The sequence below is a fragment of the Modestobacter sp. SYSU DS0904 genome (assembly GCF_054051115.1).
Genome location: NZ_JBJHAQ010000018.1, coordinates 1 through 12,801 on the forward strand (window position 1 = coordinate 1; position 12,801 = coordinate 12,801).

The 12,801-nt window shown below is 75.4% G+C and carries 10 protein-coding genes; 7 read left to right on the forward strand and 3 right to left on the reverse strand.

Annotated features, from left to right (window positions below):
* The first annotated feature begins 113 nt into the window (after window positions 1-113).
* A complete protein-coding gene (gene npdG, locus ACI79U_RS12875; protein ID WP_457068794.1) occupies window positions 114-809 on the forward strand; it encodes an NADPH-dependent F420 reductase in 696 nt (231 codons plus the stop codon).
* A 128-nt stretch (window positions 810-937) separates the two neighbouring features.
* On the opposite strand, the gene panB is transcribed toward npdG, so the two are convergent.
* Window positions 938-1,768 carry a 3-methyl-2-oxobutanoate hydroxymethyltransferase gene (gene panB, locus ACI79U_RS12880; RefSeq protein ID WP_457068792.1) on the reverse strand — a complete coding sequence of 277 codons (831 nt, stop codon included), beginning with the start codon at window positions 1,766-1,768 and terminating at the stop codon, window positions 938-940.
* Window positions 1,769-2,017: 249 nt separating this feature from the next.
* Between panB and ACI79U_RS12885 the strand changes: the two genes are divergently transcribed.
* The 6 genes from ACI79U_RS12885 (at window position 2,018) to ACI79U_RS12910 (ending at window position 9,678) form a co-directional block, all read left to right on the forward strand.
* Window positions 2,018-3,358 (forward strand): glutamine synthetase family protein, encoded by a 1,341-nt coding sequence (locus ACI79U_RS12885; RefSeq protein WP_457068790.1) that lies wholly within the window; start codon window positions 2,018-2,020, stop codon window positions 3,356-3,358.
* A 65-nt stretch (window positions 3,359-3,423) separates the two neighbouring features.
* Entirely contained in the window at window positions 3,424-4,170 is a 747-nt protein-coding gene (locus ACI79U_RS12890; protein ID WP_457068788.1) for a type 1 glutamine amidotransferase, read from the forward strand.
* Between the two features lie 2 nt (window positions 4,171-4,172).
* Window positions 4,173-7,286 carry a bifunctional [glutamine synthetase] adenylyltransferase/[glutamine synthetase]-adenylyl-L-tyrosine phosphorylase gene (locus tag ACI79U_RS12895; protein ID WP_457068786.1) on the forward strand — a complete coding sequence of 1,038 codons (3,114 nt, stop codon included), beginning with the start codon at window positions 4,173-4,175 and terminating at the stop codon, window positions 7,284-7,286.
* Window positions 7,287-7,291: 5 nt separating this feature from the next.
* Window positions 7,292-7,912, forward strand: coding sequence for an FMN-binding negative transcriptional regulator (locus ACI79U_RS12900; protein ID WP_457068784.1), 621 nt, complete (start codon window positions 7,292-7,294; stop codon window positions 7,910-7,912).
* A 29-nt stretch (window positions 7,913-7,941) separates the two neighbouring features.
* On the forward strand, window positions 7,942-8,280 hold the full coding sequence (locus ACI79U_RS12905; protein ID WP_457068782.1) for a CDGSH iron-sulfur domain-containing protein: 339 nt from the start codon (window positions 7,942-7,944) through the stop codon (window positions 8,278-8,280).
* Between the two features lie 108 nt (window positions 8,281-8,388).
* Complete coding sequence (locus ACI79U_RS12910) at window positions 8,389-9,678, forward strand: hypothetical protein (RefSeq protein ID WP_457068780.1); 1,290 nt, start codon at window positions 8,389-8,391, stop codon at window positions 9,676-9,678.
* A gap of 43 nt (window positions 9,679-9,721) precedes the next feature.
* Here ACI79U_RS12910 and ACI79U_RS12915 read toward each other — a convergent pair whose 3' ends face one another.
* Entirely contained in the window at window positions 9,722-10,744 is a 1,023-nt protein-coding gene (locus tag ACI79U_RS12915; protein ID WP_457068778.1) for an iron-containing redox enzyme family protein, read from the reverse strand.
* Window positions 10,745-10,813: 69 nt separating this feature from the next.
* Window positions 10,814-12,373: a methyl-accepting chemotaxis protein gene (locus ACI79U_RS12920; RefSeq protein WP_457068776.1), complete on the reverse strand. Its 1,560-nt coding sequence runs from the start codon at window positions 12,371-12,373 to the stop codon at window positions 10,814-10,816.
* Between the last annotated feature and the right edge of the window lie 428 nt (window positions 12,374-12,801).

Consider the following 12,801-nt stretch of genomic DNA (forward strand, 5'->3'; position numbering starts at 1 on the left):
CCCCCCCCCCCCCCCCCCCCCCCCGCCGCCCCCCCCCCCCCCCCCCCCCCGCCCCCCCCCCCCCCCCCCCCCCCCCCCCCCCCCCCCCCCCCCCCGGAGCGGCGGGAGGGCTCGTGACGGACGGACGTGCGGTGGAGGACCTCGTGGTCGGGGTGCTCGGGGGCACCGGGCCGCAGGGCCGTGGGCTGGCCGTGCGGCTGGCCGCCGCGGGGCAGCGGGTGCTGCTCGGCTCCCGGGACGTCGAGCGCGCCGAGCAGGTCGCCGCCGAGGTCGTCACCCGGGCCGGCGCGGCCGCCGGCGGCGGGGAGGTCTGGGTCCGCGGGGGGTCGAACACCGACGTCGCCGGTGCGGCCGACCTCGTCGTCGTCGCCGTCCCCTACGCCGGGCACGCCGACACCCTGGCCGAGCTGGCGACGTCGCTGGCCGGGAAGGTCGTCGTCGACTGCGTGGTGCCGATGGGCTGGGACGAGCTGGGCGCCTACGTGCTCGACGTCCCCGAGGGCAGCGTGTGCCAGCAGGCCGCCGTGCTCCTGCCGGACAGCTTCGTCGTCGGCGCCTTCCACCACCTCTCCGCGGTGCTGCTGGAGGACCTCTCCCGGCCCACCCTCGACGGCGACGTGATGGTCGTCGGCGACACCCGGGAGGCCACCGACGTGGTGCAGGCCCTGGCCGGGCGGCTGCCGGGCATGCGCGGGGTCTACGCCGGGCGGCTGCGCAACGCCCGCCAGGTCGAGGCGCTGACGATCAACCTGGTGTCGGTCAACCGCCGCTACAAGGCGCACGCCGGCATCCGCATCACGGATGTGTAGTAGGGGTTTGCGGCCGGTAGGCCGCTGTCCGGACCCGTCGCGGGGGCCGGAGGCTCCCCGACGGGTCTGGACCGAGCGGCTCGACGGCAGCAGGGACGGCTCCTGGTCGCGGTGACGTCCGGAGGACGTCAGTCGAAGGAGTGCTCGGGGCCGGGGAAGACGCCCTCGCGGACCTCCTCGGCGTACTCCCGGGCCGCCCGCAGCAGCTCGGCGCGCAGGTCGGCGTACTTCTTCACGAACCGCGGCACCCGGCCGCCGGTGAGCCCGGCCATGTCCGGCCACACCAGCACCTGGGCGTCGCAGTCGGGGCCGGCGCCGATGCCGATGGTGGGGATGGCGAGCTCCGCGGTCACCTGGCCGGCGATCGCGGCGGGGACCATCTCCAGGACGACGGCGAACGCCCCGGCCTCCTGCACCGCCCGGGCGTCGGCCAGCAGCTGCTCGGCCCCGGCGCCGCGCCCCTGCACGCGGAAACCCCCCAGGGTGTGCTCGCTCTGCGGGGTGAAGCCGATGTGCGCCATCACCGGGATGCCGGCCTCGTGCAGCAGCCGGATCTGCGGCGCCACCCGGACCCCGCCCTCGAGCTTGACCGCCTGCGCGCCGCCCTCCTTCATCATCCGGACGGCGCTCTCGTAGGCCTGCTGCGGCCCGGCCTCGTAGCTGCCGAAGGGCAGGTCGGCGACGATCAGCGACCGCGTCGTGGACCGGGTGACCGCCTTGGTCAGCAGCAGCAGGTCCTCGACCGTCACCGGCACCGTGCTGGTGTGGCCGAGGACGACGTTGCCGGCGGAGTCGCCCACGAGCAGCACCGGGATGCCGGCCTCCTCGAAGACCGCGGCGCTGACGGTGTCGTAGGCGGTGAGCATCGCCCACTTCTCGCCCCGCTCCTTGGCCTGCTGCAGGTGGTGCACGCGCACCCGGGCGGTCGAGGTGCCGCCGTAGAGCACCGACTCGGTCATGAGGCTCCTTCACGGACGCCGGCGGCGGGGCCGCGTGGCGCAGACGGTTCCGGCACCCCCGGCGGGTGGCGCCCGGGGAGATCTTCGTCCTGCCGTCCACGCCCGTGCACGGGCCCCCGGTGCCGACCGGGCCGTGGACCGCCGATCCTGACTCCGACCACGGGTCCCGCTCGTGCACGGCTCCCACCCAGGGGGCAGGGTGGGAGCCACGTAACACGACCGTCACGACCGGAGGCCAGCATGGCGAGCATGGACCGCCAGCAGGAGTTCGTCCTGCGCACCCTGGAGGAGCGCGACATCCGCTTCGTGCGGCTGTGGTTCACCGACGTCTCCGGCTATCTCAAGGCCGTCGCCGTCGCCCCGGCCGAGATCGAGGCGGCGTTCGCGGAGGGCATCGGCTTCGACGGCTCGGCGATCGAGGGCTTCGCCCGGGTCTACGAGTCCGACATGCTCGCCAAGCCCGACCCGGCCACCTTCCAGGTGATGCCCGGCTCCCGGGGGCAGGCCAGCGAGACGGCGCGGATGTTCTGCGACATCACGCTGCCCGACGGCTCCCCGGCCTGGGCCGACCCGCGGCACGTGCTGCGCCGCGCGCTGGCCAAGGCCGCGGACATGGGGTTCACCTTCTACACCCACCCCGAGATCGAGTTCTTCCTGCTCAAGGACCTGCCCAGCGACGGCAGCCCGCCCGAGCCGGCGGACGTGGGCGGTTACTTCGACCTGTCCACGCACAACGTGGCGCACGACTTCCGCCGGGAGGCGGTCTTCGCGCTGGAGGCGATGGGCATCTCGGTGGAGTTCAGCCACCACGAGGTGGCCCCCGGCCAGCAGGAGATCGACCTGCGGTACGCCGACGCGCTGTCGATGGCCGACAACATCATGACGCTGCGGCACGTCGTCCGTGAGGTGGCGCTGGCCCAGGGCGTGCACGCCACGTTCATGCCCAAGCCGTTCACCGAGCTGGCCGGCTCGGCGATGCACACCCACGTGTCGCTGTTCGAGGGCGACCGCAACGCCTTCCACGACTCCGCCGACCCGATGCGGCTGTCGACCACCGGCAAGCAGTTCATCGCCGGGCTGCTGACCCACGCCCGGGAGATGACCGCGGTCACCAACCAGACGGTCAACTCCTACCGGCGGTTGCTCGCCGGCACCGAGGCGCCCACCGCCGCCACCTGGGGCCGGGCCAACCGCTCGGCGCTGGTCCGGCTGCCCGCCTACAAGCCGAACAAGGGCAACTCGGCCCGGGTCGAGGTCCGCTCGCCGGACTCCGCCTGCAACCCGTACCTGACCTTCGCGGTGCTGCTCGCCGCCGGGCTGCGCGGCATCGAGAAGGGCTACGAGCTCCCGCCCGAGGCCGAGGACGACGTGTGGTCGCTGACCGACACCGAGCGACGGGCCGCGGGCTACCAGGACCTGCCGGTCTCCCTCGGCGAGGCGCTGACGGCGATGGAGGGCAGCGAGCTGGTCGCCGAGACCCTCGGGGAGCACGTGTTCGACTTCTTCCTGCGCAACAAGTGGGCGGAGTTCAACGCCTACCGGCAGAACGTCACGCCGTTCGAGCTGCAGCGCTACCTGCCGGGCCTGTAACGCCCTCTGACCGGGGCAGAAAAGGCCATTTCTGCCCCGGGAGGGCGGGCAACTAGCCTCTCGGCATGGCCCGCCTGCTCGTCGTCGTCCCGTCCGACACCGACCCACCGACCCGGCTGGGGGAATGGCTCCGGGACGCCGGGCTGGAGCTCGACGAGCGGCGGCTGTCCCGCGGGGAGCCGCTGCCCGGTGACCTGACCGGCGTCGACGGGCTGCTGGTGCTCGGTGGCCCGCAGTCCTCGCTCGACCCCGAGGAGGTGTCCCCGGAGCTGGTCGGGGTCCGCCACCTGCTGGCCCAGGCGCTCGCCGCCGACGTGCCGACGCTGGCGATCTGCCTGGGCGCGCAGCTGCTCGCCCAGGTCGGCGGCGGCAGCACCCGGAGGGGCGTCGACGGGCCGGAGGTCGGCGCCACGCTGGTGGCCAAGCGGGACGCCGCCGACGCCGACCCGCTGTTCGGTCCGCTGCCGCTGTCGCCGGACGTGCTGCAGTGGCACCACGACGAGATCGACCGGCTGCCGGCCGGCGCGACCCTGCTGGCGAGCAACCCGGCGTACCCGCACCAGGCCTACCGGGTCGGGCGGCACGTGTACGGGCTGCAGTTCCACGTCGAGCCCGACGAGGCGGTGCTGCGCCGGTGGGCCGGCAGCGACCCGGTCGGGGTGGCCAGCAGCGGCATCGACGCGGCGACCGTCTGCGCCCGGGCCGCCGCGGTGCTGCCCGACGTCGCGGAGGTGTGGGCGCCGTTCGCCGGCCGGTTCGCCGCGCTGGTCGAGCAGCACGCCGGCACCCGTCCCGCGCCGGCGGGGGGCTGACGGTGACCGCCGTCCAGCCGGAGGACGGGATCCCCCGGCGCGCCGTCGTCCGGCTGGTCCGCCTGGGGTTCGAGGACGGCGAGCGGGCCGCCCGGCAGCTCTCGGACCCGGCGCTCGGTCTGTGGGACCTGGACCGCAACGAGCCCGCCGACCCCGAGGCCGCCCCGGTGGTCTCCGCGCTGGCCCGCGCGGGCGACCCCGACCTGGCGCTGCGGTCGCTCAGCCGGCTGGTCGACGCGCTGGACGGGATCGACCCCGAGGGCGAGGCCGCCGCCGCGCTGCTGGCCCGGCTGCGCGGCTCGGCGATCGTCCGCACCCGGCTGCTCGGGGTGCTCGGCGCCTCCGCCGGGCTCGGTGACCACCTCGCCGCCGAGCCCGCGGACTGGGTGGTGCTGGACACCGGCGACCGCTGGGGCGTCCGCCCCAGCCCGCAGGAGCTGGAGCGGCAGCTGCTGTTCGCCGTCGGCGCCGACCCCGACGACCCGCCCTGGGGCGTCGGGCTGGGCGCAGCGGCGCCGGACGCCGACCCCTCCCGGGTGCGCGACCTGCGCCACGCCTACCTGCGCGCCGTGCTCTCCCTGGCCGGCCGGGACATCGCCGACGGCCTGCCCGCCGACGAGGTCGCCGGTGAGCTGGCCGACATCGCGGCCGCGGTGCTCACCGCCGGGCTGGCGCTGGCCGTGGCCGAGCAGCCGCCGGGGTCGGTGCCCTGCCGGCTGGCGGTGATCGCGCTGGGCAAGACCGGCGGGCGGGAGCTCAACTACGTCAGCGACGTCGACGTCGTCTTCGTCGCCGAGGCGCTGCCCGACGCGCCCGAGGGAGCCGACGAGGCAGCCGCCCTGGGCACCGCGACCCGGGTCGCCGGCGCCCTGATGCGGATCTGCGGGCAGGCGGCGTGGGAGGTCGACGCGGCGCTGCGCCCCGAGGGCAAGGCCGGCGTGCTGGTGCGCACCCTGGCCGGGCACCGGGCCTACTACGAGAAGTGGGCCAGCACCTGGGAGTTCCAGGCGCTGCTGAAGATGCGCCCGGTCGCCGGCGACCCGGCCCTGGGCCGGGAGTACGTCGACGCCCTGTGGCCGCTGGTGTGGAAGGCCGGTGACCGGCCGGGGTTCGTCGCGGAGATCCAGGCGATGCGCCGCCGCGTCGAGCAGCACGTCCCCGCGGCGCAGGCCGACCGGGAGCTGAAGCTGGGGCGTGGCGGGCTGCGCGACGTCGAGTTCAGCGTCCAGCTGCTGCAGCTGGTGCACGGCCGCGCCGACGTCACCCTCCGGGTGGGCGGCACCATCCCGGCGCTGACCGTGCTGGGTGCCAGCGGCTACATCGGCCGGGAGGACGCCTCGACCCTGGTGTCGGCCTACCGGTTCCTGCGCACCGTCGAGCACCGGCTGCAGCTGCTCCGGCTGCGGCGCACCCACCTCATCCCGGTCGCCGACGACCAGCTGCGCTGGCTGGCCCGCTCGCTGGGCTACAAGCCCGACGACCGCGGTGACTCGGTGGTGGTGCTGCGCGCCGAGCTCGCCCTGCACGCGCGGGTGGTGCGCCGGCTGCACGAGAAGCTCTTCTACCGGCCGCTGCTGTCCTCGGTGGCGAAGGTCCCCGGTGAGCACCTGCAGCTGGGGCCCAAGGCCGCGGGGGAGTGGCTGCGGGCACTGGGGTTCGCCGATCCGGACGGCGCGCTGCGGCACATGGGCGCGCTGACCGGTGGCCTGAGCCGGTCGGCCTCCATGCAGCGCTACCTGCTGCCGGTGCTGCTGGAGACCTTCGCCTCGTGCGCCGACCCCGACGCCGGCCTGCTGGCCTACCGCCGGGTCAGCGAGGCGCTCGGCAACGACCAGTGGTTCCTCCGGCTGCTGCGCGACGAGGGGCGGACCGCCGAGCGGCTGGCCGTGCTGCTGGGCTCCAGCCAGTACATCGCCGGGCTGCTCAGCCGCACGCCGGAGGCGATGCGGACCCTGGCCGACGACGCCCAGCTGGAACCGCGCAGCACCGAGGCGCTGACCTCCGCCTGGCGGCAGGCGGTGTCCCGGGCCGGCGACGCCACCGCCGGCATGCAGGTGCTGCGGGCGCTGCGCCGGCAGGAGCTGCTGCGGATCGCCTGCGCGGACCTGCTCGGCCGGCTCGACGTCGCCCGGGTCGGGCAGGCGCTGCACGCCGTCGCCGTCGCCACCCTGCGCGCCGGGCTGGACGCCGCCGTGCGCAGCTGGGCCGCCGAGACCGGCACCACCCCGGCCGAGATGCCGGTCGACCTCGCGGTGATCGGCATGGGCCGGCTGGGCGGGGCGGAGATGGGCTACGGCTCGGACGCCGACGTGCTCTTCGTGCACCGGGTGCGGCCCGGTGCCGACCAGGCGAAGGCGACCTCCGCGGCGAACAGCGTCGCGCACACCCTGCGCCGGTTGCTCGGCGAGCCGGCGCCCGACCCCGCGTTCGAGGTCGACGCCGACCTGCGTCCGGAGGGCCGGCAGGGCGCCCTGTCGCGCAGCCTCTCGGCCTTCGCCGAGTACTACCAGCGCTGGGTCTCCACCTGGGAGGTGCAGGCGCTGCTGCGCGCCGACCCGGTGGCCGGCGACGAGGAGCTGGGGCGGGAGTTCGTCCGCCTGGTCGACCCGCTGCGCTACCCGGCCGACGGGCTCACCGGCGAGCAGATCGCGGAGATCCGCCGGGTCAAGGCGCGGGTGGACAGCGAACGGCTGCCCCGCGGCGCGGACCCGGCCACCCACACCAAGCTGGGGCGCGGCGGCCTCGCCGACGTCGAGTGGACCGTGCAGCTGCTGCAGCTGGAGCACGCCGCGGCCCACCCGCAGCTGCGGGTGACCTCCACGGTGGCGGCGCTGGGTGCCCTCACCGACGCCGGGCTGCTCACCGACGACCAGCGGACCGCCCTGCAGGCGGCCTGGGAGCTGGCCAGCCGGGCCCGCAACGCGGTCTTCCTGGTGCGCGGGCGCCCGGGGGACCAGCTGCCCCGGCAGGGGCTGGAGCTCAACGGGGTGGCGCGCGCCTGCGGCTACGGCGCCGACGTCGACCCCGGCGAGTTCCTCGACGACTACCGGCGGGTCACCCGGCACGCACGCACCGTCGTCGAGGCCGTCTTCTACGGCCGCACCGACGAGGCCTGAGCGCCGTGTACGTGCCCGCCTCCTTCGCCCCGCCCGAGGACGCCGTCGCCCGGCTGCTGGCCGCCCCCGGCGCCGTCGACCTGGTCAGCGCCACCCCGGCCGGGCTGACCGCCACCACCCTGCCGATGGTCCACGACCCGGCGAGCGGCACGCTGCGCGGCCACCTCGCGCGGAACAACCCCCAGTGGCGGGACATTGTGGGGGAGGTGCTGGTCATCGTCCGCGGCCCGGACGCCTACGTCTCGCCGTCCTGGTGCGCCACCAAGGCCGAGCACGGCCGCGTGGTGCCCACCTGGGACTACATCGTCGCCCACGTGCACGGCGAGCTGGTGGTGCACGAGGACCCGGCCTGGCTCGCCGAGCACGTGGCGGCGCTGACCGACGCCCACGAGGGCGACCGCGCCGAGCCCTGGGCGGTGGACGACGCCCCGGCGCGGTTCGTCGCCGGCCAGCTGCGCGCGATCGTCGGGGTCGAGGTGCGCATCGCCCGGATCGAGGCGAAGTGGAAGCTGTCGCAGAACCGGTCGGCCGCCGACGTCGACGGGGTGGTGGCCGGCCTGCGCGCCGACGGCGCCGGGGCGACGGCCGACGCGGTCGCCGCCGCCCGCCCGGCGGAGCGGGGTTGAGCGGGACGGCGCCCGGGAACCAGACCCCGGTGCCCCCCGAGACCCCCGACGCCGACAGCCCGGCCCCCGCCGACGTCTCCGACGCGACCGTGCGCCACCTGCCCCCGGCCGACGAGCCGACCGCGACCATCACGCCCTACCGCGACGGCCCGCTGGTGGTGCGCGGCGACTTCCGGCTGGTCGACACCGACGGCAACGAGATCGAACCCGGCCGGAAGACCGTGGCGCTGTGCCGGTGCGGGAAGTCCGGCATCAAGCCGTTCTGCGACGGCACGCACAAGCGGTCCGGCTTCCACGCCGCCAGCGCGCCCGCCCGGCCCCGGCCGGCCGCGCGGATCGTCGCCGACGCCCGCGACAGCCCCAGCTGATCCGGCTGGACGGGGCGGGGCCACCGCACGTTCACCGGCCGGCCACCGGACGCTGGCCGGCCCCGGTCAGGGTGGGCGCGATCCCGCCCCGACCGCAGAAGGTGGCCTGTGCTCCGTCGTCCGCTCCGCCCCGTTCCCGCCGCCGTCACGGTCGCCGTGCTGACCGCCGTCCTCACCGCCGGCCCGGCGTCGGCGGCCACCCCGCCGACCTTCTCGGCGCTGGCCACCTTCCCGGTCGCCGGTGAGGTGGCCGAGATCATCTCGGCCACCCCCGACGGCCGGACCGTGGTCTACACCGACTCCGAGCTGGGCCAGGTCGGCCTGGTCGACCTGAGCCGGCCGACCGCACCCCGCCAGCTGGGCGCGATCGACGTGGGCGGCTCGCCGACCTCGGCCACGGTCCTGTCCAACGCGCGGTACGCCCTCGTCGCCGTCGACACCACCACCGACCTGACGCAGCCCTCGGGGCACCTGGCGGTCGTCGACCTGCCGCGGCGGGCCGTGGTGCGCACCATCGACCTGGGCGGCCAGCCGGACTCGATCGACGTCGGCCCCAGCGGGGTGTTCGCGGCGATCGCCATCGAGAACCAGCGCGACGAGGACCTCGTCGTCGACGGCGTCCAGGGCGGCCTGCCGCAGCTGCCGGCCGGCTTCCTCTCCGTGGTCGACCTGCGCGGGCCGGTGTCGGCGTGGACCGCCGGCCGGGTGGAGCTCACCGGGCTGCCGGGCGCGGCCTTCCCCGCCGACCCCGAGCCGGAGTTCGTCGACGTCGACGGGCGGGACATCGCCGCGGTGACGCTGCAGGAGAACAACGCGATCGCACTGGTCGACCTGGCCCGCCGTCGGGTCGTGCACTCGTTCTCGGCCGGCACGGTCACCCGCACGGACGCCGACACCGCCGACGACGACACCGTCGCCTTCGACGACCCGCTCGACGCACCGCGCGAGCCGGACGCCGTCCAGTGGACGCTGCGCGGCGAGCTGGTCACCGCCGACGAGGGCGACCTGGCCGCCGAGCCCGCCGGCGGCCGCGGCTGGACGGTCTTCGGTTCCGACGGCACGGTGCGCTGGTCCAGCGGCGGCTCGGCCGAGCGCGCGCTGGCCGACGCCGGTCGCTACCCCGACGGGCGCAGCGACGACAAGGGCGGGGAGTTCGAGGGGGCCGAGGTGGCCCGGATGCGCGGCACCGACTACGCCTTCATCGGTGCCGAACGCGGCGACGCCGTGCTGGTCTACGACATCGGCCGCAGGGGGGTCGGCGGCGGCGTCGGCCCGGCGCTGCTCCAGGTGCTGCCCACCGGCGACGCCCCCGAGGGGCTGCTGGCCATCGAGTCCCGCGGGCTGTTCGTCACCAGCGACGAGGACGACGGCACGCTGTCGGTCTTCGGCCTCCGGTGAGCGCGGGCCCCGTCCCCCGGGACGGGGCCGCAGCCGGTCGCTGCTAGGCGGCCAGGGGCTCCTCGTCCCGCAGGCCCGACCGCCCGGACTCCCAGGCGGCCAGCAGGTGGATGGCGGTGAGCCCGTCGAGGGCGAGCGAGCACTGCGCGCCGAACAGCACGTCGGCGGCCAGCGCCGGCTGCTCGGCCACCAGCGAGCCGCACATGTCGACGGCGGCGATCTGCTCGTGCACCGCGTCGGCCTCGACGTGCTCGTCGTAGAAGACGCTGGTCTCCGGGCCGAACCCCAGCCGGCGCAGCCCGGCGGAGTAGCGCCGGCTCGGCTCGGAGGAGGTCATCTCCACCGCGGCCAGGTGGCCGAGGCAGGCGCCGCGCCAGCGGCGGTGCAGGCCGAACAGCGACATGGTGTTCACCGAGGTGAAGGCGACCGCGGGGGCGTCGTCCCACAGCGCGCCGTAGCCGTCGTCCAGGCCGAGGTCACGCATCATCCCGGCGAACAACCGGCTGTGCATGCGCTCCGGGGCTCCGCCGCCGTACTCGTCGGCCTGGATCTCGACCATGGCGGCCTTGCTCCGCCCGGAGATGCGGGGGATGGCCCAGGTGTGCGGGTCGCCCTCCTTGAGGTGGTAGACCGACCGCACGGTCAGGTACTCGCGCCACTGGTCGACGGTGCCCTGCTTGGCCAGGTAGCGGGACAGCGAGGGGCCGTCGTCGGCCTCGATGACCGCGGTGAGCTGCCGGTCGACCGTGTCCGCGGGGAGGTCGACGGCGGGGACGAGCTCCTGGAGGGCGCGCAGGTGCGCCTGCTCCAGCAGCGCGCGCAGGCGCAGCAGCTCCGGGTCCCACTCCCAGACGTCGTCGACGTCGTCGAAGCCCTGGTAGTGCAGCTCGTAGCAGATCGCCAGCCCGAGCTGCAGGTCCTCGTCGGTGAGCGGGTCGGGGGTGGCCGCGACCAGGGCCTCGGCCGTGGCGACGGTGGCCGGGTGCAGGGAGTTCCCGGTCAGGTCCGCGCACAGCGCGGCGCTCAGTGGGCCCCGTGGCTTGGGAAGGCGCATGGCAGCGGTCATGCCCCGGACGGCGACGTCCCGAACGTGACCTGCATCCGGGCCCCGTCCCTCCAAGGCCCGTCGCCGCGGTCAGGCGTGCGCGTCGAAGGCGGTCGCCATCCTCGCCTGCTCCTCCAGCACGTCGTTGATCCGGGCCTGCACCACGTCGAGCTGGCCGATGATCTCGCTGGTGGCGTGGATGCCGTCGGCGACCGCCTTGCTGCTGGCCTGGATCCCGGCGATCTGGTCGGCGACCTTCTGCGTGGCGTTCGCGGTCTCCCGGGCGAGGTCCTTGACCTCGCTGGCGACGACGGCGAAGCCCTTGCCGAGCTCGCCCGCGCGGGCCGCCTCGATGGTGGCGTTGAGCGCCAGCAGGTTGGTCTGGTCGGCGATGCCGGAGATGATCCGGATGACCTCGCCGACCGCGGCCGACGCCTCGTCCAGGGAGACGACCTCGCCGGTCATCGTGGAGGCCTGGCTGACCGCGCTCTCGGCGACCCGCCCGGCGTCGCCGGCGGCCTCGCGCAGCCGGGAGACGGTGTCCAGCAGCTCGCGGGCGTTGGCGGCGGACTCCTCGGAGCGCCGCAGCACGTCCAGCCGCTGGGACACCAACTGCTGCACGTTGCGCAGCGCGGAGCGGCGCGACTCCGACAGCTCGATGGTCTGCAGGACGAAGAAGTCCATCGTGCCGATGACCCGGCCGCCGACCAGCAGCGGGAAGCAGACGCCGGACTTCACGCCGGCGCGTTGGGCCGCCGGGGCCCGCACGCAGTCGGTCATCTCGCCGATGTCGCTGACGAAGAACAGGTCGCGGGCCCGCCAGGCGCGCCCGGACAGGCCCACGCCCTCGGCGAAGCTGGCCGCCAGGGTGACCTTCCGGAACTCCTCACCGGCGGAGCCGGACTCCTGCTGGAACCGCAGCACCCCGGCGCTCTCGTCCAGTGCCCAGTAGGAGCCGTACACCCAGCCGAACGCCTCCCGGACGGTGTCCAGCGCGATCCGCAGCGCCGACGCCTGGTCGCTGGCCGCGCCCAGCTCGGTGACGACGGTGGTCACCGCGACCCGGTCGTCGAGGGTCTCCTGCAACTCGTTCCTGGCCAGCGCGGCCCGGCGGGCGTGCGACAGCAGGCGACCGAGGGAGTCCCACTTGCTCTGGCGGCCCCCGCTGAACGGCAGCTCAGCGTGACCGTAGTACTCGTTCAGGGCCACGACGACGCCCTTCTCCACCGTCGGCAGCACGCAGCCGTGGGTCGCGCCGGCGGAACGGGCACCGGCCCAGCGGAGGCAGGCCGCCGGGTCGCTGTCCTCGTCGACCATGACGGCGGACTTCGTGCGGATCGCGTGGCCGCCGTAGCCGTCGGCGGAGGTGATCCGTTCCACCCCGGCGGCCTGGCTCGCCGTGATCGCCGCGGACATGTCGCCGTGCTGACCGACCAGCCGGAAGGCGCCGTCCGACCCGGGGAGCCAACTGGCCCCGTAGGCGAGCCCCAGCTCGTCGACGAGGGTGGCCGTGATCTTGTTGTGGGCGTCGACGGTGTCGCTGACACCCTGGTCCAGCACGGTGATGACCCGCTCGACCGCCTCGACGTCCCGGGGCATCGCCGCCGGGGAGAGCGGAGCGCGCTCCGGGGTGCGGGTCCGTCGCCTCATCGGGTCCTCCATCGGCCGAGCCGGCCCACGGGGTTCGTGCCGGCGTGCTGAACCGCCCGGCCTCCGGCAGTGGTCGGCGCAGTTCGTCCACGACATCGGCAGGCGGTGGCCGCAGTTGAGCCGGGGGACAACTCGATCGTGCCCCGCTGGATTTCTGTCGCTCGGCACCGCCCGCGAACCCGGCCACGGATGTTTGGGTCCCCGTGTGGTGGCAAGGGTCACAGGACCAGGAAGACACAACCGCGACCGCTTAGGGGTCTGCCTCGTGAACACCTTCCTCGCACTCTCATCGTCCCTGCTCGTGGCAGCCGGCGGGCTCGTCGGTGGGGCCGCGCCAGCGGCCGGACCGCCCGCCCCGGCGCCCCTCGCCGGGCCCCTGGTGCCGGCGACCGCGCCCGAACCCGTCGGCGTGCCGGGCACCGGACCGG